Below are 25,318 nucleotides of genomic sequence, written 5' to 3'. Positions count from 1 at the left end.
GGCGTCGCGCCTCAAAGGCCATCGGTCGAAAGACCGGTGGCCTTTTTTTATTCATGCGAGCGGATCTGGACACTGACGGCGCGTGCGAAGGGTGAGCGTCGAGCAGCTGGTCGACGGGCCGTCGATATAAAGCGTGTGCGGACCACGGGCTCATCTGCTGCTGGACAACACATTTCTTTAATGAATGTCAGGTTTATTCGCATTGCATGACCTGTGAGCAATTTTTCAGAGTTGCGCCATTGTTTTTCCATGAGAGGAAGGGAACGATCGGAGGGCGGGCACCCGAAGTAGCCGCGCAATTCAGAAAGTGTTAATTGGGCGACTGATGTACGTCGTCAATCTCAGGAGTGAACACTTGAATTTACGTAATCCAGTTGTGCGTCCGGGTATCGACGTTCACCAGTATTACACCCTCGAAATCACTGCTACACCGAGTGCCGCTCTTGCCGATATCTACTCGTTCAAGGGGATGAGCGGTATGGGCGTGCCGACGAAGTACTCCATTGAGTTCACGCACCCACAGCGCGACCTGCCGCGTAGCGATTACATCAACAGGATGGCGACGTTCGTCATCCAGCCGCCGCGCGCGACCAGTTGGAGCGAACCCGAGGCAGCGCGACGTGTCTATGGCGTGATTACCGGCTTTGCACAGATTGCCAGCAACCACGACCAGACTATGTACGAGGTCACGCTGGAGTCGCGCCTTGCGTTGCTGCGGAACATGCCGCGGACCCGGTTCTTTCTTGACGAAAGCGAACCAGAGATCATCGAGAAGATTCTCAGCGAGAACGGGTTCAACCAGATTTTCGCTGACTACCAGTTTGACCTTTATCGCACATACCGCAAGCGACCGATCATTACCCAATGGTGTGAAGACGACCTCACGTTTATCACGCGCCTTTGCCGGCGCGTTGGCATCTGGTTTGCATGTGAGGCGGGCGAGCGCTGCGAGATCGTCCACTATGGGGATGACTTCACGAAATACCGGCGCGACCCGGAACGCTACAGGGTGCCGTATCTGGAGCCAAGCGGCTTGGACGCCAACGGCCGGGAATCGGTGCAGTCGCTCGCGATGCGCACGGCGATGGTGCCGGCGAAGTTCACGGTGCGCAGCTACAGCCCCGAGCAGCCGAATAACCTGTGCATAGATGGCACGGAAACGATCCATAGTGACCCGACAGTTTACGGCGAAACCTACACCTGGGGCCTCGATCTCAATGACGAACGGGACGCCGCGCGCGAAGCGGAACTGCGGCAGGAGGCGGCGCTTGCGGAGCAGGTTGTCTACACCGGGACATGCGACATGCTCGATATCGTTCCGTCCTGCGTGCTGGAACTGTCGAACCGCGAACTGCCCGAGGTGAAGTACGGCCTGTTGGTTACGCGCGTGACGTGCAGCGCTTCGCGCAAGCAGGGTTACAAAGCCGAGTTCACAGCCATACCCAGCGACCGGCAATACCGGATGCCCTTGATGGAGGAGACATGGCCCAGGATAGCGGGTGTCATCACCGGCACGATTGCGTCCACGAAAGATTACGTGGGTCCTTACCTGGACGACCAGGGGCGGTATATCGTCAATCTGCATGTGGACCGCGACCCGCGCACGCCGGGACTGGACAGTTGCCCGATGCGGCTTGCCAAGCCATTCGCGGGACCGGGGAACGTAGGCTTCCACTTTGGACTGGAACCGAAAACGGTCGTGGCCGTGGCCTTCCTCTGGAGCAATCCCGATAGGCCGTTCATATCCCACGTACTGCACACAGCCAGGCACACAGACCCGATTCACGCGGGGCATCCGTGGGCGCAGCGCAATACCATCCACACCCGCAGCAACAATACGCTGCAGATGGACGACCGGCAGGGCCAGGAGCATATCAAGCTAGCCACCGAGCATGGCAAGTCGCAACTCAATCTCGGCCACGCGGTCAATCGGAAAAACGAACAGAGAAGCAACGGGGTTGAGCTGCGGACGGACAATCAGGCCGCTATTCGCGGTGGCGGCGGTCTGCTGTTATCGGCAGATAACCAGCCGCAGGCGCAGGGGCACCAGACGGACACGCAATCTGCCAGCGCCCAGTTCAGTCTCACGCAGACGCAGGCGCAGGAACTGACACAGGCAGCCAGGACAGCCAAGGCGGAAGTTGCGGACGTAAAGGCGGAAAACGAGTGGCTCAAGAATGAACTTGCAAGCCTGAAGGAGGCCGTCATCGCGCTATCTGCCCCGCGCGGTATTGGCATGGCGACGCCGGAGCGGATGATGGTATCCACGGGGAAGGACAGCAGTTTCGCCACCTCCGCAAGCTTCAACGTCAATGCCTTTCGAAAGATCGTGATGGCGGCGAAAGAAGTCATTTCGATGTTTGCCCAAACCGGTATCAGCCTGATCGCAGCGCGCGGCAAGATTCAGATATATGCGATTACTGACGGGCTGGACGTCACATCGCAGAAGGACGCCTACATCCGCAGCGTCGGCGGCAAGGTCATCATCGAGGCAAAGGAAGAACTGCTGCTCAGGTGCGGCGGCTCCTACATCAGCCTCAGGCCACACCACCTCATCAACGCGACACCGGGCGATTACATCGAACGCGCCGCTTCATGGAACAAGGCAGACCCGGACGGCACGATGACAAAAGCCGCGGTGCCGTACATCAACGACATTGCGGACCTGTCCCGCCACGGTTCGAAGTTCTCAGGCTGATTACTGATTCATTCCAGATATTTAATGATGACAAAACCGAACAGTCCGCCTCAGCCCGCGCATGAACAGCGGCCAGAGCCGCCGAAGGTCTGGCGCTATCCGTTTCTCGCGCGGGGCGGCAAGGAAATCACCGATCCGCAGATCCTTTACTGGGCGCTTGGCCGGATGGAGGACGGGTTCTTTCCGCTTGGCGTGAATGGTTTTCCGCATGGTGGCGTGCATTTCGGCGCAGCCTCGGCGCGTGACCTCGACCAGAACGCCGGCGTGCGCGTGATCGCCAACGGTGAGATCGTCGCGTTCAAACTTGACGACGCCTATTCGCATATCCAGTTCACGCAGGACCATCGCTGGGGCATGTATTCGACAGGATTCGTCCTGGTGCGTCACAAGATGACCATGCCGCCCGCGCCGGGTAGTACGGCAGCCCAGCCCGCCGACGAGACGCTGACGTTCTACAGTCTCTACATGCATATGGCCGACTGGGCGACCTATCTGGCGAATGGCGATCTCGTGCGGCCTGGCTGGTGGCCCGGCGTGGATGCATTCCGTATCGGCAACAAGCAGCGTCAGATCGGCAGTACCGACGCAGAGGGGGTGGCGGGTGCGTTCGTCTATCAGGAACCGAAGGCAGACAAGAAAGGTTGTTTCACACCAGGCGCGAGCGTCGGCTTTCTGCCTGAAGACAGCGAAGTCATCGTTAGTGAAAAGCGCGGCTCGTGGGCGCACATCAAGTCCATTTCGTCGGGCGCAATGATCGCTGCGAGTAGCGGTGGCTACTTCGGGCAGGGGGGACGGCAGTAACGTGCCCTGGCTGCGCCCAGATGGTGATGAGCATGGCTCCGCGCCACTTACACCAGAGGGTGACTGGGGCTGGATTAACTATCATGACCAGCGCGCAATGAAAGAGCCACACGACGTGGGCAAGGTGGTAGTCCCGCCGCACCCGATCCAGATAACTGCGGGAACGCTACTGGGCCAGCTTGGCGAGTATCACGACTATGAGCGTTCGACACCTCTGCCACCCGTGCCGGCGCGTCAGCTTCTGCATCTTGAAGTATTCGCGGGCGACGAACTGAAGCCATTTATCGAAAAGAGCCGTGCGCGTGCGGCCCAACTGCCACCTGGTGAACAAACCATTCTGCTTGTGCATGCAGGCGCGAAGCTCGTACCGAAGCCGATTGACCCTGACATGACGTTGGGACAGTCGCGACCGCTTCTAAAGCTTGTACCGACCGAGAACAGTCCAAAGACAGGTCGGTGGGTTCTTGTGCAGCCGTGGCGTCACGATCAGTTCACGACATTGAACGTGTCGGATGGGAGTCCAGTGTGGGTCGCACGCGATGACCAGGGCAAGTTCACGTCACCGAACGGGATGCGGGCGTGGAGTCGCTTTCCGCTGCAATCGAGTGCGGCAGGCGATCCGGCAAACGGAACGGCACTGGCAATATCGCATGCGCAACTTGACAGTCTGGACAAGGACAACGTAGCTGCCGATGAGAGCGGCGTCAGGTGGTGGCGTATCGAGTTCGGCACCGCAGACGGCAAGCAGAGTTCTGGCTGGGTGCGTGGCAAGAACCAGTCTGGCACAAGCTATCCCGGTACGACCTGGGAGAGTCCGTGGGCGTGGCCTGGTTTCGAATTCGTGGACGCTACGGGAATCAGCCTTGCCGATGCATTCAGGCGCAATCTGGTTGTATGCGGCAATGCCGACTGGAAGGAGCAGAGCGAGTTCGAGCCATCCTTGGCGGCAGTCAATGACAATTCCCTGCTTCAGCGCCTCGAACAGACAGTCGCACGCCTGCCGCTCGGATACAACGAAAAGCGTGAGAAGGGCAAGAACGGCGAGGAAGTTGTTACGGCAAAAAAACTGCAGCGCGCGATGTACACGTACTCACTCGCCAGCGAACTCGCACATGTGATCCTGCGTTATGAAAGTGAGTGGGGCGGTGGCATGGCCCGATGGGACGCGATTACCCCGCTCATGCGCAACGCGCGCGAGAATTGGCAGTGCGAGCTTACGCGGATCCGGAAGCTGCAATGGTGGGATGACGTGAAGGGTAGGGTTACGGGGTTTCCGTCGAGTCCGGTTGTCAACCATATCCATCCGGTGGCAATGATTGCAAATTTTGTGGGGGTATGTCCGGATGAATGCACAACGAAGACTTATGAGTTTCACACGACTGAAGGTTTACTCCGGGTTTCAAAAAAGGCGTTTGATTTTCTCCTCTCGAAGGAAGGCTATAAGGCTCATCCCTACGTGCCAGATGGAGATCAGTCAAGTGGCGTTACGGTTGGATATGGATATGATTTAGGGCAACAAACGAAAGCGACAATTTCCGCTGACCTTGATGGAATTTTCCAGTCCGATCACGTTGCGCGCCTTCAAGAAGCCTCCGGCGTTCATGGTAATGCAGCTAGACATCTAGCTCCTTCTTTTGCCGATATTTTCGTGACGCAAGACATGGCGTTACGTCTGGTCATGGTGATGAAGCGGCGATTTGCTCAGCAGACGGTTGACGCTTTTCCTGGCGTCACAAAAATTCATCCCCACTGCCAGGGGACGCTCTTGAGTCTGGTCATCAATCGGGGGCCAGGGATGGAAGATAAGCCACATCAGAAATCCAGGGCTCAAATGCGCACAATTAGGGCTGATATAGCAGGCAACAATTTGCATGACGTGCCAGTACAACTGCGAAAGATGAAGAGCTATGGCAGGGCAGCGGGCAAGGCGGTCTTTTGAGCCGTCGCGATGACGAAGCAGCCTTGTTTGAAGGTGGGATGAATTGTAATTGCTGGAGATAATTTCATGAAGCGAAATCTTCTTGTTGTGGCTTTGGTAGTTTTTATGCCTGAAATCTCTATGGCATATACGGCATGCACGGGCGGCGTGACTTTTGATTTGGAGGCATGCGCAAAAATCAACTTCGAAGAATCGGATAAGTATTTGAACTCCAATTATAAGAGCCTCTTTGCTACGCTCTCGGAGGGCGATAGGGACGTTCTTGTTAAAGCGCAGAGGAAATGGGTTTCATATAAAGAATCAACCTGCCAAGGTGCGTATGACGCCACGTTTCCGGGAGAAGAGGCTGGTATCGACAAGTGGTCCTGCCTGGATCAAATTACAAGAGCGAGAAAGCGGGAACTGGAGTACCTAAAGTCAGGCATAGGAGGCGACGAATTCTTTCGTGCAGCGGATATCGTTTCGAAATTCTACGAACATGGTAAACGCGAAAATTTCATTTCTAAGTTGGTCAAGGAATTTTCGAAAGATTCTGACTCCAAGTGGCGCGAGTACGTTAGCAACAATTGTGCGCTGGCCATTTCGCGAGTCCATGATCAGAAGGATCAATGCGTGGCGCGTCAAGAGTTCTATAAGTATTAGCCCGTTTTCTGGATTTAATGTCAGTGTCCGATTCAGCTGCTTCGGGCTTTGAAGGTAAGCATGACGGGAAGATAGTTCATTTTTTGTTGAAGGATGCAGAGCCGGCTAGCGCTAAGTTGAAAGCCAATTTGGAGAGGTAATTCATCATCTTGTAAAGAGGTCTGCGATCTCGTGAATACGGTCGACCATATTTTCGCGACGCCTATCAGGAGGTGGTCGAGTGGGATAACGCGCGGTTGCAGTGGGCAGCGAAGCGCGCCGTTGAATACTGGAAAGCAGTATGGTGGACAGGACAGAATGCACGAACGCCGCTCTGTTCGACTCCGAATTCCTGCAATGTCATTTCATCGATTTTGCAGACCATTGATAGCTCTGAGGAGTGTTGATTGAATCAACGTTATGAGATTTGCGACGGTGACATGACGACTGCTGGTGGGCGCGTCATCGCGATGCGTTCAAACGACACGTTTCGGGGCCGATCGGTCGCTTATGAATACGACCCCGTATGGTGTCCAAAGTGCAATACGACCGGCAAGATTGTATGTGTCAGACCTCGGCACGATACTGGCCCGAATGGAAAGCAGTGTGCGTTGAGCGGTGACTGGTGCCTCTGTAAGTGCGATCCGCACCCGTTGCTGATTGCGAGGCAACAGGATTCGTCCACGTCATGAACGCGGAGAACGTGGATCCTTAAATTGGAATGCCCGCATCGACGCAGGAGGACCGAGATTGAAATGACGGCGCCCTCCAGCGGCGCGAGATCATTCACCGCACGCATTCGCCACAGCAAGCGCACAATACCCCGACGCCCACCAGCACCCCTCCAGGAGCCCCCATGCCCCAACCCAAACCCATCGAATACGCCGACGCATCACCGAAGGTCAAAGCCGTCTACGACGACATCAAAGCGACCCGCCAGGTCGACGACGTGAACAACTTTTGGAAATACATCGCGCAACATCCGCCGACCCTCGCGCGCACATGGGACAGCCTGAAAGAAGTGATGGCGCCCGGCGCGCTCGATCCGCTCGTCAAGGAGTTGTTGTACGTCGCTGTCAGCGTGACGAACAACTGCGGCTATTGCGTCGCGAGCCACACGGCGGCGGCGCGTCGCGCCGGCATGACCGACGAGATGTTCGGCGAGTTGCAGGCGATCGTCGGAATGGCTAACGAAACGAACCGGCTCGCGGTCGGCTACCGCGTGCCGATCGATCCGGCCTTCGAATAAGAGCATGAAGCGCATGATGCGGCCCGATCGTACCGACCCGGGCCGCAACACATGCCTGCTTGCGCCGTTGCACGCAGCGGCGCGAGGCCTCGTGCTTACAACGGCACGACCTTGATCGGCTCCGGATGGCAGACCGGGGTGTAGACCGGCTCGCAGCCGTAGTGCACCGGATGGCAGGGATTGTAGGAGGGCGGGTTGTAGTAGGACGGGCCACGAACCGGCGGTTTTTCGCCGTAACACGAAGGCGGGTATTCGGGCGAGTGGCACGAGTGGCCGCCGCGCACGGACTGCGCAGCTGCGTGGTCGAGGTCGTCGCAGCGCGACAGGTCGGCAAGGGTCAAGTTGGACATGATGAATCTCCGGCAACGTTGGATGGGTATCGAGCGCGCCAATGCCTTGCGCTCGGGCGTTCCAGTTGCACGCAACATGCCATGCGGCGGGATTCAACGTCGGTACTGGCGCAAGCGCTGATCGACCGCACCTGCGCAGCCGAAAACTGGTCGTGGTCGGCCAACTCGCGTCAGGCCGGTGTCGTTCAACTGCCAACACGTCGGCCGAATCAGCGCGTACTCCATCCCGCGAGTAACGCCGGTAGCTCGGCCATGTCCCTGAACACGTGCACCGCGCCCGCGCCATGCAACGCGGTCGCGCTGCTATGGCCGAGGTGCGTCGGGCAATAGCCGAATACCGTCGCACCCGCTGCGACGCCCGCGGTCGCTCCCGTCACCGTATCCTCGATCACCGCGCAGCGTGCCGGCTCGACGCCGAGTGCCGCGGCCGCGGCGAGGTAGACGTCGGGAAACGGCTTGCTGCGCGGCGTTTCGTGTCCGCTGAAGATGCGCCCGGCGAAGCAGTCGAGGAGGCCGGCCTTCACGAGTTGCAATTCGATCTTGATGCGATCCGCGCCCGACGCCACCGCAATGCGTCCGTTCAACGTTTGGTGCAGTGCGCGCACCGCGAAAGACGCGCCGTCGATCGCGCGCAACTCCTTGTCGAGCGCCACGTTGCGACGCGCGCGGAACTGCGCCAGCCACTCGGCCGTGATGGCAAAGCCGGTGTGCGCCTCGATCAGTTCCGCTTCGTCCTTGACCATCTTGCCGACGAAAATGCGCATCGTCTCTTCGACGCTCATATGCCAGCCGAGCTCGCCGAGCATCTCTGTGAGCACGCGGTTCGTGATGGGTTCGGAATCGACGAGCACGCCGTCGCAGTCGAAGAGCACGGCATCGAAAGGAAAATCGGCCATCGGGGGAGGGGTACGGATAAGGTTCGCTAAAGCGGCAAGGATACCCCACCGGTTCGCGGGCCGCAGCGCGATGGCCGCCCGACAGCTCTGCGCCGCGCTTCGCGTTGCGCGAGCGCAGTCATTCCCGGTACCCGTCGCTCAGCGTCTTCAGGAATGCGGATTCGCACCGGTGATCTCCTCGACGATCCCGCCGATCGCGGCCGGCATCCGTTCGGGACACACGAGAGTGCGTACGCGGAGAACGCGGCCAAGCCGAGCACGATCGTCGCCGCGCGCCCTGACTTCCGGTTCACGCCGTGCTAACCGTGAAACGCTTCCTTCCCGCCGCACTTTTTTTGCAGACAGAGCGACGGATTTCGCCCCGCTGACCCGTTGAAGCAGAAACGGGGCCATTCTGGCTCCGGCTCGTTTCGGTCCTATGGGAGAAAACGACATGATCTCGAACCGCATGAGTCGCCTGCTCGGTTCCACGCTCAGCGCCGCGCTGTGCTGCGCGGCCACGCTGACGGCAGCACCCGCCTTCGCACAAGTGGTGATCGCGCCGCTGGCGCCGCCGCCGCCGCGCGTCGAACTCGTGCCCGCGCCTCGGGACGGCTATGTGTGGGATCAGGGCCGCTGGCGCTGGGAGCACGGCCGCTATGTGTGGGCGCCGGGCCACTGGCAGCCGGTGCGGGTCGGCTATCACTGGGTGCCCGGGCATTGGGCGCAACGTGGGCCGCACTGGCGCTGGATCGAAGGACATTGGGCTTGAGCGAGGCTTGCGATGAAAACACTCGTGATGATTCTGCTGGCCGCCTCGCTCGCCGGCTGTGTGGTCTATCCGGCACGTCCGGCCTATTACCGGCCGGCGGTCGTCGTATATTGACCGCATACGTGATACCCGGCCGGCTTGCGCCGTAGCGCACGAAAACCATAACAACACGATAGTCGAAGGAGCGGCGGCAAGTGAACGACGTTGATCCCGTGATGCGGCCCGCACGCGAACGCGCGCGCGTGATGTCGCGACGGAGCCGCACGCCTTGAGCGACGCGCCGCCCGATCCGGACGCCGAGCTGATCGCGCGGGTGGGCCGCGAGGAGCCCGGCGCGGTCCGCTCGCTGGTCGCGCGCAAACTGCCGCGGCTGCTCGCGCTTGCCACACGCATGCTCGGCGATCGCATGGAAGCGGAGGACGTCGCGCAGGAGGTCTTCGTGCGAATCTGGAAACAGGCGGCTCGCTGGCGTGAAGGCGAAGCGAAGTTCGACACGTGGATGCATCGGGTCGCGCTCAATCTTTGCTATGACCGTTTGCGCAGCCAGCGCGAAGACCCGAGCGACGAACTGCCCGACGCGGCCGATCCCGCCGCGCCATCCGACGCGCGGCTCGAAGCACGCGCGGACCACGCGCGCGTGCGCGCGGCGCTCGCCGCGCTGCCGGCGCGACAGCGCGAAGCGCGCTCGTGCTGAGCTATTACCAGGAGATGTCGAACGTCGACGCTGCCGCCTTGATGGGCATCAGCGTCGACGCGCTGGAAAGTCTGCTCAGCCGCGCGCGCCGCGGTTTGCGCGCTCAACTGGCCGGCAGCGGCCTTAGCAAGGACAAGTCATGACGCCCGAAAGATTCCATCAGATCGTCGCAGCGTACGGCGCCGACGCGCGTCGCTGGCCGGAGCGCGAACGCGAGGCCGCGCAGGAGTGGGCGCGCGCGCATCGCGACGAAGCCGACGCGGTGCTGAGCGATTCGGCCGGCCTCGACGCATGGCTCGCCGCGGACCGGATCGAGCCGCCGAGCCTCGAACTGCAACGCCGCATCATCGATGGCGCGCCGTCGCGACGCCCGGCCGCGCGCTGGCGTTTGTGGTGGTCGGGCGCGGCGGTGGCAGGCGTCGGGCTGCTCGGTGGCGTGGCTGGCGCGCTCGCGGTGTCGTTCTTCGTGCTGACCGAGAACGCGCCGGTCTTGCATGAATCCTCGTATCTGACTTCGAGCTTCGGCGGCAGCTCCGCCGATTGGAGCGGCGAATGAACGAGCGCTCGTGGAAATTTGCGCTGCTGGGCTCCGCGGTGCTCAACGTGTTCCTGCTCGGCGCGATCGCCGGCGGCGCGTATCAGTGGTTCGCCGCGCACGGCGCGAATCAGCCGGTGACGCAGGACCAGCGCGCGTTGCGGTTCGCCGCCGAGCCGCTGTCGGCGCAGCAGCGGCAGGCGTTTATCGACGGCCTGAAAAACGCGCGGCGCGACGGGCGCCAGTATGCGCGTGACGCTCGCGAAGGGCGTCGTGAGGTATTGCGTCTGCTGGCCGCGCCGCAGTTTGATCGCGCCGCGCTCGATGCGGCGCTCGCGCGCACCCGCGCGGCCGACAGCAGCCTGCGCGCGATGGTCGAAGCGAGCGTCGCCGATTTCGCGGCGACGCTGACGCCCGAGGAGCGTGTCAAATTCGCCGAGAGCCTGAAGCTGCGCGGGCAATGGCGCGAAGCGCAGCCGGCGCCGAACGCAAAGAAACCGGCGGCGAATGCCGCCTCGGGCGAATAAAAAAATGCGTGCGGTGGCGACGGATTCCGGCGCGTCGGCCGTTTAACGAACATGCAGGCGTCTTACCTGCCGACGAGGATCGTATGGCCCACTCACCGAACCTGAATGCCGCGGCGGTCGCACTGAACCGCTTCGGCCTCGGCGCACGCGCCGACGATACGCCGCCAGCCGATCCGAAGGGATGGCTGCTCGCCCAGTTCGAGCAGTACCAGCCGAGGCCGGACGCGTGGGCGAATCAGCCCGATTCGATCGCGTTGTCGAGCCAGCTCGCGCAGCAGCGCATGCAGATCGAGCAGCAGGCGAAACAGAAGGCGGGCGAAGAGTCGAACCCGAACCAGAGTGCGAACAACCGTGCAACCAACATCGCCAGCAACGCGGCAGCAGCCAGCCAGACCGACGTGCAAGCTGCGAAGCTATCCGAACGAAAGGCGTTTCGCGTCGAAATCCTCGACCTGTACCGCTCGTCGGTCAATGCGCGCGTCGCAAGTGCGCTGAGCACGCAGACGCCATTTGTCGAACGCCTCGTGCATTTCTGGGCGAACCACTTTGCGGTGTCGGCCGAAAAACCCGGCGTCGCGGCGCTTGCCGGGTCGTTCGAAGCGGAAGCGATTCGCCCACACGTGCTCGGCCGTTTCGAGGACATGCTGGTGGCCGTCGAGCGTCATCCGGCCATGCAGCTGTTCCTCGACCAGACCCGCTCCGTCGGTCCCGACAGCATGGCGGCGCTGCGCGCCGCGCAGCGCAATCCGGACAACAGACGCGGACTCAACGAGAACCTCGCGCGCGAGATCATGGAACTGCACACGCTCGGCGTGCGCAGCGGCTATAGCCAGGACGACGTGACCGAGTTCGCGCGTGCGCTGACCGGCTGGAGTCTCGTCGGCAATCCGGGGAACGGCGGCGCCAATGCAAACCGGCGCACGATGGAGCCAAGCGGCGAACCCGGCAGCTTCGTGTTTCGCCAGGCGCTGCACGAACCGGGCTCGCGCACGATCATGGGACGCCGCTACGACGAAGCCGGCGAGCAGCAGGCGCTCGCGATCCTGCACGACCTCGCGCACGCGCCGGCCACCGCGCAGCATATCGGCGCGAAGCTCGCGCGCCATTTCGTCGCCGACAATCCGCCGGCTGGCGTGAGCGTTCGTCTGGCCGATGCGTTCACCCGCAGCGACGGCGATCTGCCGACCGTCTATCGCGCGTTGATCGATATGCCGCAAGCGTGGTCGCCGGGCGCGGTGAAGTTCAAGACGCCGTGGGAGTGGACCATTTCGTCGATGCGCGGACTCGGCTGGCACGACCTCGGTAATCTGCAGAGCGCGCCGATCCTGACGCAGCTAGGGCAGCCGGTGTGGCGACCCGGTTCGCCCGCCGGCTACGACGATATCGCCGCGAGCTGGGCCGCACCCGATGCGCTCGTGCGCCGCGTCGAAGTCGCGCAACGCTTCGCTTCGCGCGTGGGCGACCGGCTCGATGCGCGCTCGCTCGGGCAGACCTTGCTGGCTGGCTCGCTCAGCGAGCCGACGGCCACGGCGGTGTCGCGCGCGGAAAGCGCGGCGACGGCCATCGCGCTGCTGCTCGTATCGCCCGATTTTCAACGGAGGTGAACGCCATGCTGTCACGCCGCCAGTTTCTGAGCGTCGCCGCCGCTGGTGCCGGCGCACTGCTCGTGTCGCCGCGAATAGCGTTCGCGCATGTCGCGACCGACCGCCGCTTCGTGTTCGTGATCCAGCGCGGCGCGGCCGATGGCCTGAACATCGTCGTGCCTTACGCGGACCCCGCGTATGCGAGTTTGCGCGGACCACTCGCGATCGATGCGTCGAACGCGCCGCATCTGGACGGCACGTTCGCGTTGCATCCGGCGCTCGCGCAAATGGCGAAGCTGTACGCGCAGCGCGAGGCGCTATTCGTGCACGCGGTCGCTTCGCCGTACCGCGACCGCTCGCATTTCGACGGACAGAACGTGCTGGAAACGGGTGGCACATCGCCGTATCGGACGAAGGATGGTTGGCTCAACCGGCTCGCCGCGCAATTGCCCGCGACCCGCGAGAACGCGATCGCGTTCGCGCCAACCGTGCCGATGGCGCTGCGCGGTCCCGCTTCGGTGACGTCGTATGCGCCGTCGGGGTTGCCGCAGGCGTCCGACGATCTGCTCGCGCGCGTGTCGCAACTGTACGAGCAGGACGCTCAGTTGCGTCCGCTGTGGGAATCGGCGATGGCGGCGCGCAGCGTCGCCGGCGATGCCGGCGCACGTCAGGACCCGGCGAGCCTCGGCAAGCTCGCGGCGAGTTTCCTGGCGCGCGACGACGGTCCGCGCATCGCGATGATCGAGACCGGCGGGTGGGACACGCACAGCGCGCAGAACGCGCGGCTCGCGAATCAGCTGAAGGCGCTCGACACGATGCTCGCGGCGTTGCGCGACGGCATGGGACCATCGTGGAGCAAGACCACGGTGCTGGTCGCGACGGAGTTCGGCCGCACCGCGGCCGCGAACGGCACGGGCGGCACCGATCACGGCACCGGCTCGGTCGCGATGGTGCTGGGCGGCTCGGTGCAGGGCGGTCGCGTGATAGCGGATTGGCCGGGGCTCGCGCCGCATCAGCTGTATCAGTCGCGCGACCTGAAGCCGACCGCCTCGCTCGATGCGTTGATCGCAGGCGCCGCGAGTGAAAGTCTCGGGCTCGACCCGGAACGGACGGCAGCAGCGCTGTTTGGCCGGACCGTGGCGGGCGGACCGATGACGGGCGTCGTAGGGGCGTGACGCGTCGATGGTCGGCGCGGCGAGCGAAAGTATTGCGCTCGATCCGGTCCGCGCCGCAGCCGCGCTATTCGGCCGGATGATCGCGGCGGTCCGCCGATCTCAACGAGCCGTGCGAACTCAACGGGCGCAGGCGGACGCTTCGCATTGATTCGCCGCGACCTGATGCGTCGCGTGCACCGAGCGCTCGCCGACGCGATGATAGCGGCGTCCGTAGTAGATCAGCGCATCGCCCGCGCCCCGCGTGCGCGTGGCCTTCACCGCGCAGAAGAACACTGTGTGCGTGCCGACTTCAGTCACCGACCCGATCTCGCAATCGAGCGACGCGAGCGCGTCCTGCAACACCGGCGCGCCGGTCTCGAGCTTGCCCCATTGCGCGGCCGCGAAGCGCTGTTCGATCGCGAGCGCGCTCGTGGCGAAGTGCGCGGCAAGCGCCTGCTGCTCGGCGCTCAGCACGTTCACGCAGAGCTTGCCGTTGCTGCGAAACGCGGCGTTATTGCGGCTGCCGCGATTGATGCAGACGAGCAGCGTCGGCGGCTCGTCGGTGACGCCGCAGACCGCGGACGCGGTGCAGCCCGCAAGGCCGGCTTCGCCGTCGCTGGTGATGATGTTGACGGCCGCGCCAAGACCGGCCATCGCGTCGCGGAACGTGCTCTTGTCAAGCATGAAGGCCTCTGCTGGAAGTCGGGGTTCGCTAAGACAACGGTGATCGCGTCAGCCGCGAGCCTCGTCGGCCGGTGCTGCCGCGCAAGCCGGCGATCGGAAGCGCGCCGCGGTGTGAGTCTCGGGCAGCCGCGCATGGCCGAACAGTTTTTCGCGCAGCGTGCCGTCGCGGTACGCGCGCTTGTACGCGCCACGTTCCTGCAGCAGCGGCACGACCAGTTCGATGAAATCGTCGAAGCACTCGGGCACGACGGTGCGCGACAGATTGAAGCCATCAACGCCGGTTTCCTCGGTCCATGCGATCAGCTCGCTGGCGATTTTCTCGGCCGAGCCGACGAGCGGCTGCTGGCGGCTGCCGAGCACCATCTGTTCGAGCAGCTTGCGCCTCGTCCATTGCGGACCGGCCGCGCGCGTCATCGCTTCGACGTTCGACACGATCGCCTGGCTATTGCCGGTTTCGATCGGCTCGTCGAGGTCGTAACGCGCGAAGTCGATGCCAAGCGATGCGGCCGCGTGCACCAGCGCCGCCTCCGAGCTCACATAGCGGCGGTACTCGTCGAATTTCTCCTGCGCTTCCTGATCGGTGCGGCCCGTGATGACGGTCTGGCCGAGCAGCACCTTGATGTCGTCGGCGCGGCGGCCGCCGGCGACCGCGTGCGCGCGAATGTCGTCGACGATCGACTTGACCGCCGGCTTCGCCTGGCCGTTGACGAACACGCACTCCGCGTGTGCCGCCGCGAACTGTTTGCCGCGCGCGGACGAGCCGGCCTGATACAGCACGGGGGTGCGCTGCGGCGACGGCTCGGCGAGATGCATCGCATCGACGCGGTATTGCTTGCCGTGGTGGTGGATCACGTGGACCTTCGACGGGTCCGCGTAGACGCCGTGCGCCTTGTCGCGCAGCACCGCGTCATCCTCCCAGCTGCACTCCCACAGCTTGTAGACGAGCTCCATGTACTCGTCGGCGAGATCATAGCGGTCGTCGTGCGCCATCTGACCGGTCAAGCCGATCGCGCGCGACGCGCTGTCCAGATAGCCGGTCACGATGTTCCAGCCGACCCGGCCGCGCGTCAGATGATCGAGCGTGGACATGCGGCGCGCGAACAGAAACGGCTGCTCGACCGACAGATTCGACGTGACGCCGAACGACAGATGCCGCGTGACCGCGGCCATCGCTGGAATCAGCAGCGTCGGATCGTTGACCGGCACCTGCACGGCACCGCGGATCGCGGCATCGGGTTTGCCGCCGTAGACATCGTAGACGCCGACCACGTCCGCGAAAAAGATGCCGTCGAACAGGCCCGCTTCGAGCTTCTGCGCATAGTCGGTCCAGTACTGCAGGTCCGTGTAGCACGTGGACTGGTCGCGCGGATGGGTCCACAGCCCTTGCTGGATGTGGCCTACGCAGTTCATGTCGAACGCGTTGAGAACGATTTGCTTCGGCATGGCGTATTCCGGCTGGTGAGCGGTTCGGACGACGGAGTTTCGTTTAATATAGTGGACGAAAAATCACTATGCAAGACATTGTTCGGCGGCTCCGGAGGGTGCGCGTTGAACGCCGTTTGCGCGCCCGCGGCGGCATCGCATCGATATAATTTCGCGGTACTCACCTCCGCACCGACGCCTCCCATGTCCGAAACTTCCGCAATCGATCTGACCCAGGCGATCTCCGCGCGCGTAAAGACCGAGCGCGAGGCGCGCAACTGGTCGCTCGCCGAACTGGCCGAGCGCTCGGGTGTGTCGAAGGCGATGATCAGCAAGATCGAGCGTGGCGAGGCGAGTCCGACCGCGACGGTGCTCGGGCGTCTGTCGGGCGCGTTCGGGCTCACGCTGTCGACATTGCTCGCGCTCGCCGAGCAGACCGGCGAGCGGCTCGTGCGTCATGCGGACCAGTCGCTGTGGGAAGACCCCGAAACCGGCTATACGCGGCGGCGTATTTCACCGCCGACCGGCGGCGTGCTGGAGCTGCTCGAAATCGAATTGCCGATCGGGGTGAGGGTGCCTTATCCGTCGGATGCGTTCGCGTTTCAGCATCAGCAGATCTGGGTCACGCAAGGGGTGCTGATGTTTCGCGAGGGCTCGCTGACGTACCGGCTCGAAGCGGGGGACTGCCTGCAACTCGGTGCGCCGGTCGACTGCGAGTTCTTCAATGCTGGCACTCAGGTGTGCAGATATGTGGTGGGCTTGGTGCGGCGCTGAGCTGTGCCGGATGGTGCCCGCAGTCCAGATAGCAGGACGACGACCAGGGATTAGCGGGAGACACCGCATGCATCGCAGGTTCGCGGCGCTCCCGTTCGCGAGTCGAATGCCGACGCTCAGCTTCAACCACCGCCGCGGGACGGGAAATTCAGCGTGAGCTTGTTGGTCACGGAGGTCACGCCTGGCACGCCTTTCGCCACGTCGGCAGCCTGCTGGATCATGCCGCTCTCAGGCACCGAGCCGGTCAACGTCACTGCGCCGCCGCGCGCTCGCACGAACACATTCGACACGTTGAAGCCCTGCGCTCTCGAGAGCGCGCGCCGCACGTCGCGGCCGAGCTTGCGATCCGCCGCACGCGTCGATTGGGTGGTCGTGGCCGGCGCGGCTGCCGTGGCGGCAGGCGCCTGCGCGTCGCTTGCCTGCGCGTAGGCGCTGGATGCGGTTGCCACGCACAATGCAATTCCGAGCACCTTCAAAAGATTGAGTGTTTTCACGGTTTCACCATCCTCGATAAGTTGATGTCGCTTCGTTGCATGTTAGAAACGTCGCGCTTTTGTCGAGCTGGTCCGGACTCTGGGAAGTGCCTGTCTTATAGAGGAGTGGTGGTTTCGGCGCTTCCGGCGCGGTTAAACGATACTCCTGGCGGGGCGGTCTTGCCAAAAGACCGCATCACGAATGGATGTCTGATCGCCCAATGCCGGATATCACTGTGATGGATCGGGTAGCAGAGCGGTTCGTGACGAAGCGATGAACGCGCTCGCCGACCGTTACGACGCGCATCCCGCCATTTACCTGTAAGCTTCCCTGACGGGTTCGCGTCCAGGCTGCGCGACCCGCCGTGGTGCTTCACGATTCGCAGACGGACTCGTACGTTATTACCAATCAACCAAGGGATCTCAGTTATGAAGAGCTTCGCCATCAAACGAATCATGTTTGGGGTTTCGGCCGTCGCACTGATGGCCGGCACCATTCCGCTCGCGCTCGCTCAGGGCTCGACGGATGCCGCGGCCCAGGAAGGCGCGACGACGACCACCCCGAAGCCAACGAAGGCCGAGCGCAAGGCAGCGCGCAAACAGGCTCGCGCGAAAAAGAACGCCGAGCTGAAGAAACTCGAAGACGCGGGCTACCAGCCGGCGCAGAACGATCCGAACTATCCGGACAAGCTGCAGGCGGCGCAGAAAAAGGCCGGCGTCGGTGCGCCGGCCAGCCAATAACGGACAAGCCCACGCCCGGCGCGGTATTCAGCGCCGACGAGACGCCGGGCGGCTTCGGTTAGGCTTTGCCGTCAGCAACGCGATCCGCGGGGAACGTGATCATGGCAACGAAGCATGAAGTGAAACGCTACAAGGCGAACCTCTCCGACGAACTGCACAGCGCCGCCCTGTATGAGACGCTCGCGCGAGTCGAGAAAGACGAGACCCGCAAGCAGGTCTATCAGGATCTCGCGCAATCCGAACACAGTCACGCGCAAGTGTGGGCCGACAAGCTCCGGGCCAACGGCATCGAACCGAAAGGCGGCGGTCATGCGATCAAAACGCGTCTGATGAAGGCGCTCGTGCGCGTGTGCGGCGCGGACTTCGTGCTGCCTACTCTTGCCGCCGCCGAATACGCGGACCGCAACAAATATCGAGGCCAACGCGACGCAGGCCACATGTCGGCCGATGAGCATCATCACGCGGCGGTCGTGCAGACGCTCGCCAGCACCAGCAATACCGACCTGTCGCCCGGCGCGCGCATCGCCGCGGCCGAGTCGTGGCACAAGGGCGCCGCGTCGGGCAACGATCTGCGCGCGGCCGTGCTCGGCGCGAACGATGGCCTCGTGTCGAACTTCTGCCTGATCATGGGCGTCGCCGGCGCGGGCACCGGCAACCAGGCGATCCTGTTGACCGGCCTCGCCGGGCTGATCGCCGGTGCCTGTTCGATGGCGCTCGGCGAATGGCTGTCGGTCACCAATGCGCGCGAACTCGCGAGCACGCAGATCGCCAAGGAAGCCGAGGAGATCGAAGAGCAGCCCGAAGCGGAGGAGCACGAGCTCGCGCTGATCTACCGCGCGAAAGGGCTCGACGCGAACGAGGCGAAACGCGTGGCCGCGCAGATGATGCGCGACAAGGACAAGGCGCTCGACACCCTCACGCGCGAGGAACTCGGTCTCGATCCGGCGGAACTGGGCGGCAATCCGTGGTCGGCGGCGGGCGTGTCGTTCTGTCTGTTCTCGCTGGGCGCGATTTTTCCGGTGATGCCTTTTCTGTGGTCGCACGGCGTCAGCGCAATCGTGCAGTGTGTCGTGCTGAGCATGCTGGCGCTCGCGTCGATCGGCGTGTTCACGTCGCTGTTCAACGGCCGCAGCGCGGGATTTTCGGCGTTGCGCCAGATCATCATCGGGCTGGTCGCGGCGGGATTTACGTTCGGCGTCGGACGTTTGCTGGGCGTGTCGATCTCCTGAGCGGTTCAACCCGCGGGCACCGTGTCGCGCTCGCTGCCGTCCGGGAGCACCGCTTGCTCTGTCGCGACATCCTCCGCGCGCCGGCCAACCGGCGCCAATCCCTTCTGCCACAAGGCTTTCGTCGCCGCGTCGAGCGCTTGCGGCGCGGCCGGGTGTCGCATTTCCTCATGTGCTTGTCGGAAATAGTCGGCTAGCCGCACTTTTTTCTAGCAACTATGTAGGCACAGCGCGGGCGACGTCCGCAAGCGAGGAGAGCATTCGATGAATTCCCCCAAGGTCGTGGTCGAAGGGCTGTGCAAGGTGTTCGGCACCAACCCGAAACAGGCGCTCGCAATGCTGGCCAGCGGTGCCACCAAAGAGGAGGTGTTTGCCCGCACCGGTCAGATCGTCGGCGTGCACAACGCGTCGTTCGAGGTTCGCGAGGGCGAAATCTTCGTGCTAATGGGCCTGTCAGGCTCCGGCAAGTCGACGCTGATTCGCCTGATCAATCGGCTCGTCGAGCCCAGCGCCGGCAAGGTGCTGATCGACGGCCGCGATGTCGCGAGCGTGCCGCGCGCCGAGCTGACGGCGCTGCGCCGCAAGGACATGAGCATGGTGTTCCAGTCATTCGCGCTGATGCCGCAGCGCACCGTGCTGGCCAACGCGGCGTTCGGCCTCGAGGTCGCGGGCGTCGGCCGCAAGCAGCGTGAGGCGCGGGCGCTGGCGGTGCTCGAACAGGTCGGCCTCGCGCCGTTCGCGCAGAAGCTGCCCGCCGAGCTGTCGGGCGGCATGCAGCAGCGCGTCGGGCTCGCGCGCGCGCTCACGGTCAACCCGTCGCTGATGATCATGGACGAGGCGTTCTCCGCGCTCGATCCGCTCAAGCGCAAGGAAATGCAGAACGTGCTGCTCGATCTGCAGCGCGAGCAGCAGCGCACGATCCTGTTCGTATCGCACGATCTGGAGGAGGCGATGCGCATCGGCACGCGCATCGCGATCATGGAAGGCGGCCGCGTCGTGCAGATCGGCACGCCGCAGGAAATCATCAAGAACCCGGCCGACGACTACGTGCGCGCATTCTTCGAAGGCATCGACACGAGCCGCTATCTGACGGCCGGCGATCTGATGCAAACCGACGACGTGCCGCTGATGCACGCGCCGCAGATCGACGCGTCGAGCGTCGCCGCGACGCTGAACGGCAGCGCCGACTACGCGTTCGTGCTCGACAGCGAGCGCAGGATACGCGGCTTCGTATGCCGCGACGCGACGGGCAGCGTGTCGCCGCAGCTCAACCAGATCGAATGCATCCATCGCAGCACGCCGCTCAACGACGTGGTCGAGCGCGTGGTGGCGAGCCGCGCGCCGCTGCCGGTCGTCGAAGCGGACGGCTCCTACTGCGGCTCGGTCAACAAGACGAACGTGCTGAGCGTTCTCACGCATCATCGAGGTTCCCATGTCTGAAATGATTCCGCTTGGCGCCTGGGTCGATCATGGCGTTCACTACCTGCTCGATCATGATGCGAAGACCTTCGACACGATCGGCAAGGTCATCGAGAGTTTCGCCGCGGCCGTCGAGCAGGGTTTGCAGGCCGTGCCGATGTGGGCGCTGATGGCGTTCTTCGTCGGCATCGGCTTGTGGCGCGTCGGCTGGCGCTTCGCGTTGTTCACGCTGGCCGCGCTGCTGTTGATCTGCGGCACCGGCTTCTGGGATCAGATGGTGATCACGCTCGGCCTCACACTGTCGTCGACGGTGATCAGTCTCGTGCTCGGCGTACCGCTCGGCATCTGGATGGCGAAGAGCCGCACCGTCGAAATGATCGTGCGCCCCGTCCTCGATCTGATGCAGACGATGCCCGCGTTCGTCTACCTGATTCCGGCTGCGATGCTGTTCGGCCTCGGCCGCGTGCCCGGCATCCTGTCGACGGTGATCTTCGCGATGCCGCCCGCGGTGCGTCTGACCGCGCTCGGCATCAAGCACGTCAATCATGAAATCGTCGAAGCGGGGCAGGCGTTCGGCTGCACGCCGTGGCAGCTGCTCTACAAGGTGCAGTTTCCGAACGCGCTGCCGTCGATCATGACCGGCGTGAACCAGACCATCATGATGGCGCTGTCGATGGTCATCATCGCGTCGATGGTCGGCGCGGGCGGTCTCGGCAACGACGTGCTCGCGAGCATCCAGCGGCTCGATATCGGGCTCGGCTTCGAAAGCGGCATGTCGGTCGTGATGCTGGCGATCATTCTGGACCGCATCACCGAGAGCTTCGGCCGGGCGCCGGGCAAGGCACGCGCACCGCTGTTCGCCGGATTGCGCCAGGCGATGAAAGTGCGCCGCGAGCCGGCGGCGCAACACGGCTGATGGCCTGATCCGATACGTCCATGAAGCGCGACGCAATCGCCACCGCCGAACAAGCCGATGCGCGGCTGTCAGCCGTCGCGCACGTCGGCTTCCTGACGCTGCCGAACTTCTCGATGATCGCGTTCACCAGCGCGGTCGAGGTGCTGCGCATGGCGAACTACGTGGGCCGCGCGCAGCACTACCGGTGGTCGGTAGTCACACCGGATGGCGAGCCGGCGCGCGCGAGCAACGGCATCACGGTGAAGCCGACCACCACGCTCGCCCAGGCCGGCATGCCGGACCTGCTGTTCGTATGCGCGGGCTGGCACGTGCGCGAGTATGTGAACGACGCGGTGATTACGCAACTGCGCGAGGCGGCCGCGCACCGCGTGCCGCTCGGCGGCATCTGCACGGGCCCGTATGCGCTGCTCGCGGCGGGGCTGCTCGACGGCTATCGGGCGACCGTGCATTGGGAGGACATGTCGCCGTTGCACCAGCGCTATCCGCACGTGCACTTCGACGACGAGCTGTTCGTGATCGACCGCGACCGGCTGACCTGCACCGGCGGCACCGCGCCGCTCGATCTGATGCTGCATCTAGTGGGTATGCGGCTCGGGCCCGCGGTGGCCGCGCAGGTGTCCGAGCAGTTCGTCGTCGAGCGGATTCGCGGTTCGACCGATCACCAACACATTCCGGTCGATGCGCGGGTCGGCCTGTCGCGCGCCGAACTGATCGAAGTGGTGCGGCTGATGGAAGCGAACATCGAGGAGCCGCTATCGCTCGATGAACTCGCGCGGCTCGTGAACCTGTCGCAGCGTCATTTGCAGCGGATGTTCAAGCTGTTCCTGAACGCATCGCCGACGCATTACTACCTGAGCCTGCGGCTGCGCCGCGCGCGCGATCTGCTGCGCAATACCGATGCATCGATCGCGCGCGTGACCGCGGTGTGCGGTTTTCATTCGCCGTGTCACTTCAGCAAGGCGTATCGCGCGCAGTTCGGGCATGCGCCGAGCGTCGAGCGGCGCATGCCGGAGTAGCGCACGCCGCGTCAATTCAGATTGCCTGCGCGCGGCCCGGAAAGGTTTCGTCGTAGCACGAGCCGTCGTCGACTTGTTCAGCCGTGCCGCGCTGCTCGCGATACATCATCGGCGGCACGCCGAACTGTTTGCGAAATTCCCGCCCCAGGTGCGACGCGTCCGAAAAGCCGCAGCTCGACGCGATATCGGCGACGGTCTTGTCCGAACTCGTCAGCAGCCACGCTGCGGTGCGCAGACGCACCTGCTTCGCGTAGGCCTGCGGCGCCTTGCCGGTCTGCGCCTTGAACAGCCGTTCCAATTGACGCGGCGACAGATCGAGCTTGCCCGCCAGTTCGTCGAGCGACAGCGCGCGGCCCACGTGCTGCTCCATCAGCAGGATCGCGCGCTTGACCTTCGGATGCGAGGCCGGCGCAAGTCCGGGCGGATGCGGCTGCGGCGCATTGCCTTTCTGCAGGTCGTCGACGAGCAGGATGCGCAGCGCCTTCTGCACCGTCGCGGTTTCGAAGTGCCGCAGCAGGATCGCGGCGGCGACGTCGATCGACGCGCGCCCGCCCGAACACGTGATGCGCCGCCGGTCGATCACGAACAGCCGGTCGGCGACCAGCATCTGTTCGTCGACCGACGGAAAGCGCTCGATGAAATCCCAGTAGTGAAACCAGCTCACGCAGATCCGGTGGCCGTCGAGCACGCCCGCGCGCATCAGCGAGAACACACCGGTGCACATGCCGACCAGCGTCGCGTCGCGCGCGGCGGCGCGGCGGATGAACGCGAGCGTCGCCTCGCTCGCGGCGGGCCCCGAGTGCAGCAGTCCGCCGACCACCACCACATAGTCGAACTTTTCGGCGGTCTCGAAGGTTTCCCACGGCGTGATCTGGATGCCGCAACTCGCGCGCACCGGAGCAAGGGTTTCCCCGATCACGCTCCACGAGCAGCGCACCGGCTTGCTGAAGTCGCCTTCGTCGGCGGACAGGCGCAGCAGATCGACGAAACCCGAGAACGCGGTCAGCGTGAAGTTCGGCAGCAGGATGATGCCGAAGCGGATGCGCTGCTTCGCGGCGGTGTCGAGTGAGGAAGGGGCAAGCGTTTCAGCGGAATTCATGCGCGCGGCGGGTCGGTGATCAGAGCTGCGAAAGAGGAACGAACGTTGACCGAAAAGGCTGTAGGCAAGCATAGCACCACGGACCTTCAGCATTGCCTGCCGGCGTCGGGTCGCCTTTCGCGAATGCGTCGCAAGTCATCGCAAATCCGCCGGGAGGCCCGCGTGGCGGGTCATTTGACGACGCCATCCCATTGCGATGCCGTTTTTATTCTATCGATCGGGCCTGCCGTGCGGTGCAATAGACGCACTTTCCATCCGGGCGCATCGGTCGAGTCGAAGCGCTTCCGGCCATCGCAACTCGCAAGACTCAACGCACAAGGCACGCCATGAACGTCAGCGTCTTCGATCTGTTCAAGATCGGCATCGGTCCATCGAGCTCACACACGGTTGGGCCGATGATCGCCGCATGCCGCTTCGCATCGCATGTCGAGGACGCGAATCTGCTCGGCTTCGTGCGGCGCGTCAGAGCCGAGCTGTTCGGCTCGCTCGGCGCGACCGGCAAGGGCCACGGCACCGATAAGGCGGTGCTGCTCGGCCTCGAAGGCAATCTGCCCGACCAGCTCGATCCCGACCTGATCGAGCCGAGGCTGCGGACGATCCGCGAGACCAAACAGCTCGTGCTGCTCGGCAAGCATCCAGTCGCGTTCGACGAGCGCGAGCATGTCGGCTTCTACCGCAAGCTGATGCCGGGCGCACCGGGCTCGGGTGTCGTCCATCCGAACGGCATGCGCTTTCAGGCCTTCGACGAGAACGGCCAGTTGCTGGTCGAGAAAGAGTATTTCTCGATTGGCGGCGGCTTCGTCGTCAATCGCGACGGCGATCGCGTGAATGGACGGCGCGCGACCGCGGAGGTGCCGTATCCGTTTCGCACCGGCGCCGATCTGATGCGCGTGTGCCGCGAAAGCGGCCTGTCGATCGCCGAAGTGACGTTGCGCAACGAATGCGCGACCCGGCCCGAGCACGAAGTGCGCGAGGGCCTGCTGGCAATCTGGCGCACGATGGCCGCGTGTGTCGAACGCGGCTGCAAGGTGCTCGGCGAACTGCCCGGCCCGATGCACGTGAAGCGCCGCGCGGCCGGACTGTGCGAGCGCTTGCGCGCACGCTCCGAGGAATCGCTGCGCGACCCGCTGTCGATGCTCGACTGGGTCAACCTGTACGCGATGGCCGTCAACGAGGAAAACGCCGCGGGCGGCCGGGTCGTCACCGCGCCGACCAACGGCGCGGCCGGCGTGATCCCGGCGGTGCTGCACTACTACGTGAAGTTCATGCATGCGGCGAACGACGCCGGCATCGTCGACTTCCTGCTGACCGCCGCTGCGATCGGCATCATCTACAAGGAAACCGCGTCGATCTCCGGCGCCGAAGTGGGCTGCCAGGGCGAAGTGGGCGTGGCCTGCTCGATGGCCGCCGCGGCGCTCGCGGCCGTGATGGGCGGCACGCCCGCGCAGGTCGAGAACGCCGCCGAAATCGGCATGGAACACAACCTCGGCATGACCTGCGACCCGGTCGGCGGGCTCGTGCAGATTCCGTGCATCGAGCGCAACGCGATGGGCGCGATCAAGGCGATCAACGCGGCGCGCCTCGCGATGAAGGGCGACGGCAAGCACGTGGTGTCGCTCGACAGCGTGATCCGCACGATGCGCGAAACCGGCGCCGACATGAAGACGAAATACAAGGAGACGTCGCGCGGCGGGCTGGCCGTGAACGTCATCGAGTGTTGAACCCGCTACACCGTATCTGCAAAACCGCA

General features: G+C 63.7%; 25 protein-coding genes and 1 pseudogene. 19 read left to right on the top strand and 7 right to left on the bottom strand.

Features of this window, described 5'->3' with window-relative positions:
- Positions 1–355 precede the first annotated feature (355 nt).
- The 6 genes from QFZ91_RS31785 (at position 356) to QFZ91_RS31760 (ending at position 7,308) form a co-directional block, all read left to right on the top strand.
- Positions 356–2,698: a type VI secretion system Vgr family protein gene (locus QFZ91_RS31785; RefSeq protein WP_429569614.1), complete on the top strand. Its 2,343-nt coding sequence runs from the start codon at positions 356–358 to the stop codon at positions 2,696–2,698.
- 27 nt (positions 2,699–2,725) lie between these two features.
- The gene (locus QFZ91_RS31780) at positions 2,726–3,499 is read left to right on the top strand and encodes a hypothetical protein (protein ID WP_429569613.1); all 774 of its coding nucleotides are present in this window, start codon (positions 2,726–2,728) and stop codon (positions 3,497–3,499) included.
- A gap of 1 nt (position 3,500) precedes the next feature.
- The gene (locus QFZ91_RS31775; RefSeq protein WP_429569612.1) at positions 3,501–5,438 is read left to right on the top strand and encodes a pesticin C-terminus-like muramidase; all 1,938 of its coding nucleotides are present in this window, start codon (positions 3,501–3,503) and stop codon (positions 5,436–5,438) included.
- A gap of 66 nt (positions 5,439–5,504) precedes the next feature.
- Positions 5,505–6,080: a lysozyme inhibitor LprI family protein gene (locus QFZ91_RS31770; RefSeq protein ID WP_429569611.1), complete on the top strand. Its 576-nt coding sequence runs from the start codon at positions 5,505–5,507 to the stop codon at positions 6,078–6,080.
- A 419-nt stretch (positions 6,081–6,499) separates the two neighbouring features.
- The gene (locus QFZ91_RS31765; RefSeq protein WP_429570923.1) at positions 6,500–6,751 is read left to right on the top strand and encodes a PAAR domain-containing protein; all 252 of its coding nucleotides are present in this window, start codon (positions 6,500–6,502) and stop codon (positions 6,749–6,751) included.
- A 164-nt stretch (positions 6,752–6,915) separates the two neighbouring features.
- The gene (locus tag QFZ91_RS31760) at positions 6,916–7,308 is read left to right on the top strand and encodes a carboxymuconolactone decarboxylase family protein (RefSeq protein WP_368717797.1); all 393 of its coding nucleotides are present in this window, start codon (positions 6,916–6,918) and stop codon (positions 7,306–7,308) included.
- 95 nt (positions 7,309–7,403) lie between these two features.
- Here QFZ91_RS31760 and QFZ91_RS31755 read toward each other — a convergent pair whose 3' ends face one another.
- Together QFZ91_RS31755 and QFZ91_RS31750 are read right to left on the bottom strand one after the other, a co-directional pair.
- Positions 7,404–7,658, bottom strand: coding sequence for a hypothetical protein (locus QFZ91_RS31755; RefSeq protein ID WP_429569610.1), 255 nt, complete (start codon positions 7,656–7,658; stop codon positions 7,404–7,406).
- Between the two features lie 209 nt (positions 7,659–7,867).
- Positions 7,868–8,554 (bottom strand): HAD family hydrolase, encoded by a 687-nt coding sequence (locus QFZ91_RS31750; protein WP_429569609.1) that lies wholly within the window; start codon positions 8,552–8,554, stop codon positions 7,868–7,870.
- 433 nt (positions 8,555–8,987) lie between these two features.
- On the opposite strand from QFZ91_RS31750, the gene QFZ91_RS31745 reads away from it, so the two are divergent.
- The 6 genes and pseudogenes from QFZ91_RS31745 (at position 8,988) to QFZ91_RS31720 (ending at position 13,819) form a co-directional block, all read left to right on the top strand.
- Positions 8,988–9,305 carry a YXWGXW repeat-containing protein gene (locus QFZ91_RS31745; protein ID WP_429502734.1) on the top strand — a complete coding sequence of 106 codons (318 nt, stop codon included), beginning with the start codon at positions 8,988–8,990 and terminating at the stop codon, positions 9,303–9,305.
- Between the two features lie 268 nt (positions 9,306–9,573).
- Positions 9,574–10,142, top strand: a pseudogene (locus QFZ91_RS31740) (RNA polymerase sigma factor).
- Positions 10,139–10,555 carry a hypothetical protein gene (locus QFZ91_RS31735; RefSeq protein WP_368596289.1) on the top strand — a complete coding sequence of 139 codons (417 nt, stop codon included), beginning with the start codon at positions 10,139–10,141 and terminating at the stop codon, positions 10,553–10,555. The pseudogene QFZ91_RS31740 and the gene QFZ91_RS31735 overlap by 4 nt, the downstream one beginning before the upstream one ends.
- The gene (locus tag QFZ91_RS31730; RefSeq protein ID WP_429569608.1) at positions 10,552–11,061 is read left to right on the top strand and encodes a periplasmic heavy metal sensor; all 510 of its coding nucleotides are present in this window, start codon (positions 10,552–10,554) and stop codon (positions 11,059–11,061) included. The genes QFZ91_RS31735 and QFZ91_RS31730 overlap by 4 nt, the downstream gene beginning before the upstream one ends.
- A gap of 83 nt (positions 11,062–11,144) precedes the next feature.
- Positions 11,145–12,665, top strand: coding sequence for a DUF1800 domain-containing protein (locus QFZ91_RS31725; protein ID WP_429569607.1), 1,521 nt, complete (start codon positions 11,145–11,147; stop codon positions 12,663–12,665).
- 5 nt (positions 12,666–12,670) lie between these two features.
- The gene (locus QFZ91_RS31720) at positions 12,671–13,819 is read left to right on the top strand and encodes a DUF1501 domain-containing protein (protein WP_429569606.1); all 1,149 of its coding nucleotides are present in this window, start codon (positions 12,671–12,673) and stop codon (positions 13,817–13,819) included.
- Between the two features lie 117 nt (positions 13,820–13,936).
- On the opposite strand, the gene QFZ91_RS31715 is transcribed toward QFZ91_RS31720, so the two are convergent.
- Positions 13,937–14,482, bottom strand: a complete 546-nt coding sequence (locus QFZ91_RS31715; protein WP_429569605.1) for a flavin reductase — start codon at positions 14,480–14,482, stop codon at positions 13,937–13,939.
- Between the two features lie 48 nt (positions 14,483–14,530).
- Complete coding sequence (locus QFZ91_RS31710; protein WP_429569604.1) at positions 14,531–15,925, bottom strand: LLM class flavin-dependent oxidoreductase; 1,395 nt, start codon at positions 15,923–15,925, stop codon at positions 14,531–14,533.
- A gap of 183 nt (positions 15,926–16,108) precedes the next feature.
- Here QFZ91_RS31710 and QFZ91_RS31705 point away from each other — a divergent pair, with 183 nt between their 5' ends.
- Positions 16,109–16,678, top strand: a complete 570-nt coding sequence (locus QFZ91_RS31705) for a helix-turn-helix domain-containing protein (RefSeq protein WP_429569603.1) — start codon at positions 16,109–16,111, stop codon at positions 16,676–16,678.
- A gap of 122 nt (positions 16,679–16,800) precedes the next feature.
- Here the strand turns inward: QFZ91_RS31705 and QFZ91_RS31700 are convergent, their stop codons facing one another.
- Positions 16,801–17,172, bottom strand: coding sequence for a BON domain-containing protein (locus QFZ91_RS31700; RefSeq protein ID WP_176105882.1), 372 nt, complete (start codon positions 17,170–17,172; stop codon positions 16,801–16,803).
- A gap of 408 nt (positions 17,173–17,580) precedes the next feature.
- On the opposite strand from QFZ91_RS31700, the gene QFZ91_RS31695 reads away from it, so the two are divergent.
- Entirely contained in the window at positions 17,581–17,892 is a 312-nt protein-coding gene (locus QFZ91_RS31695) for a hypothetical protein (protein WP_429569602.1), read from the top strand.
- Positions 17,893–17,993: 101 nt separating this feature from the next.
- Positions 17,994–19,121 (top strand): VIT1/CCC1 transporter family protein, encoded by a 1,128-nt coding sequence (locus tag QFZ91_RS31690; protein WP_429569601.1) that lies wholly within the window; start codon positions 17,994–17,996, stop codon positions 19,119–19,121.
- Between the two features lie 5 nt (positions 19,122–19,126).
- On the opposite strand, the gene QFZ91_RS31685 is transcribed toward QFZ91_RS31690, so the two are convergent.
- Complete coding sequence (locus QFZ91_RS31685) at positions 19,127–19,282, bottom strand: hypothetical protein (protein WP_429569600.1); 156 nt, start codon at positions 19,280–19,282, stop codon at positions 19,127–19,129.
- Positions 19,283–19,382: 100 nt separating this feature from the next.
- Here QFZ91_RS31685 and QFZ91_RS31680 point away from each other — a divergent pair, with 100 nt between their 5' ends.
- Genes QFZ91_RS31680 through QFZ91_RS31670 form a run of 3 tightly spaced genes read left to right on the top strand, consistent with a single transcriptional unit; the run spans position 19,383 to position 22,469 of the window.
- Positions 19,383–20,558: a quaternary amine ABC transporter ATP-binding protein gene (locus tag QFZ91_RS31680; protein ID WP_176125326.1), complete on the top strand. Its 1,176-nt coding sequence runs from the start codon at positions 19,383–19,385 to the stop codon at positions 20,556–20,558.
- A complete protein-coding gene (gene choW, locus QFZ91_RS31675; protein WP_429569599.1) occupies positions 20,551–21,453 on the top strand; it encodes a choline ABC transporter permease subunit in 903 nt (300 codons plus the stop codon). The genes QFZ91_RS31680 and choW overlap by 8 nt, the downstream gene beginning before the upstream one ends.
- Positions 21,454–21,473: 20 nt before the next feature.
- Positions 21,474–22,469, top strand: coding sequence for a GlxA family transcriptional regulator (locus tag QFZ91_RS31670; RefSeq protein WP_429569598.1), 996 nt, complete (start codon positions 21,474–21,476; stop codon positions 22,467–22,469).
- A gap of 16 nt (positions 22,470–22,485) precedes the next feature.
- Here the strand turns inward: QFZ91_RS31670 and QFZ91_RS31665 are convergent, their stop codons facing one another.
- Positions 22,486–23,568 (bottom strand): GlxA family transcriptional regulator, encoded by a 1,083-nt coding sequence (locus tag QFZ91_RS31665; RefSeq protein ID WP_176105889.1) that lies wholly within the window; start codon positions 23,566–23,568, stop codon positions 22,486–22,488.
- A gap of 326 nt (positions 23,569–23,894) precedes the next feature.
- On the opposite strand from QFZ91_RS31665, the gene QFZ91_RS31660 reads away from it, so the two are divergent.
- The gene (locus QFZ91_RS31660) at positions 23,895–25,289 is read left to right on the top strand and encodes an L-serine ammonia-lyase (RefSeq protein WP_429569597.1); all 1,395 of its coding nucleotides are present in this window, start codon (positions 23,895–23,897) and stop codon (positions 25,287–25,289) included.
- Positions 25,290–25,318: the final 29 nt, after the last annotated feature.

Origin of the sequence: Paraburkholderia sp. JPY419 (genome assembly GCF_050435705.1) — a bacterium.
GTDB classification, from domain to species: domain Bacteria; phylum Pseudomonadota; class Gammaproteobacteria; order Burkholderiales; family Burkholderiaceae; genus Paraburkholderia; species Paraburkholderia youngii.
Note: the sequence above shows the minus strand (reverse complement) of the source record. Positions and strands in the feature narration are given on the sequence as shown.

Excerpts from the sequence above, each read along its gene's own strand:
- QFZ91_RS31780 (WP_429569613.1), top strand. The coding sequence starts at position 2,726 with ATGACAAAACCGAACAGTCCGCCTCAGCCCGCGCATGAACAGCGGCCA.
- QFZ91_RS31770 (WP_429569611.1), top strand. The coding sequence starts at position 5,505 with ATGAAGCGAAATCTTCTTGTTGTGGCTTTGGTAGTTTTTATGCCTGAA.
- QFZ91_RS31765 (WP_429570923.1), top strand. The coding sequence starts at position 6,500 with ATGACGACTGCTGGTGGGCGCGTCATCGCGATGCGTTCAAACGACACG.
- QFZ91_RS31760 (WP_368717797.1), top strand. The coding sequence starts at position 6,916 with ATGCCCCAACCCAAACCCATCGAATACGCCGACGCATCACCGAAGGTC.
- QFZ91_RS31755 (WP_429569610.1), bottom strand. The coding sequence starts at position 7,658 with ATGTCCAACTTGACCCTTGCCGACCTGTCGCGCTGCGACGACCTCGAC.
- QFZ91_RS31750 (WP_429569609.1), bottom strand. The coding sequence starts at position 8,554 with ATGGCCGATTTTCCTTTCGATGCCGTGCTCTTCGACTGCGACGGCGTG.
- QFZ91_RS31745 (WP_429502734.1), top strand. The coding sequence starts at position 8,988 with ATGATCTCGAACCGCATGAGTCGCCTGCTCGGTTCCACGCTCAGCGCC.
- QFZ91_RS31735 (WP_368596289.1), top strand. The coding sequence starts at position 10,139 with ATGACGCCCGAAAGATTCCATCAGATCGTCGCAGCGTACGGCGCCGAC.
- QFZ91_RS31730 (WP_429569608.1), top strand. The coding sequence starts at position 10,552 with ATGAACGAGCGCTCGTGGAAATTTGCGCTGCTGGGCTCCGCGGTGCTC.
- QFZ91_RS31725 (WP_429569607.1), top strand. The coding sequence starts at position 11,145 with ATGGCCCACTCACCGAACCTGAATGCCGCGGCGGTCGCACTGAACCGC.
- QFZ91_RS31720 (WP_429569606.1), top strand. The coding sequence starts at position 12,671 with ATGCTGTCACGCCGCCAGTTTCTGAGCGTCGCCGCCGCTGGTGCCGGC.
- QFZ91_RS31715 (WP_429569605.1), bottom strand. The coding sequence starts at position 14,482 with ATGCTTGACAAGAGCACGTTCCGCGACGCGATGGCCGGTCTTGGCGCG.
- QFZ91_RS31710 (WP_429569604.1), bottom strand. The coding sequence starts at position 15,925 with ATGCCGAAGCAAATCGTTCTCAACGCGTTCGACATGAACTGCGTAGGC.
- QFZ91_RS31705 (WP_429569603.1), top strand. The coding sequence starts at position 16,109 with ATGTCCGAAACTTCCGCAATCGATCTGACCCAGGCGATCTCCGCGCGC.
- QFZ91_RS31695 (WP_429569602.1), top strand. The coding sequence starts at position 17,581 with ATGAAGAGCTTCGCCATCAAACGAATCATGTTTGGGGTTTCGGCCGTC.
- QFZ91_RS31690 (WP_429569601.1), top strand. The coding sequence starts at position 17,994 with ATGGCAACGAAGCATGAAGTGAAACGCTACAAGGCGAACCTCTCCGAC.
- QFZ91_RS31685 (WP_429569600.1), bottom strand. The coding sequence starts at position 19,282 with ATGCGACACCCGGCCGCGCCGCAAGCGCTCGACGCGGCGACGAAAGCC.
- QFZ91_RS31680 (WP_176125326.1), top strand. The coding sequence starts at position 19,383 with ATGAATTCCCCCAAGGTCGTGGTCGAAGGGCTGTGCAAGGTGTTCGGC.
- choW (WP_429569599.1), top strand. The coding sequence starts at position 20,551 with ATGTCTGAAATGATTCCGCTTGGCGCCTGGGTCGATCATGGCGTTCAC.
- QFZ91_RS31670 (WP_429569598.1), top strand. The coding sequence starts at position 21,474 with ATGAAGCGCGACGCAATCGCCACCGCCGAACAAGCCGATGCGCGGCTG.
- QFZ91_RS31665 (WP_176105889.1), bottom strand. The coding sequence starts at position 23,568 with ATGAATTCCGCTGAAACGCTTGCCCCTTCCTCACTCGACACCGCCGCG.
- QFZ91_RS31660 (WP_429569597.1), top strand. The coding sequence starts at position 23,895 with ATGAACGTCAGCGTCTTCGATCTGTTCAAGATCGGCATCGGTCCATCG.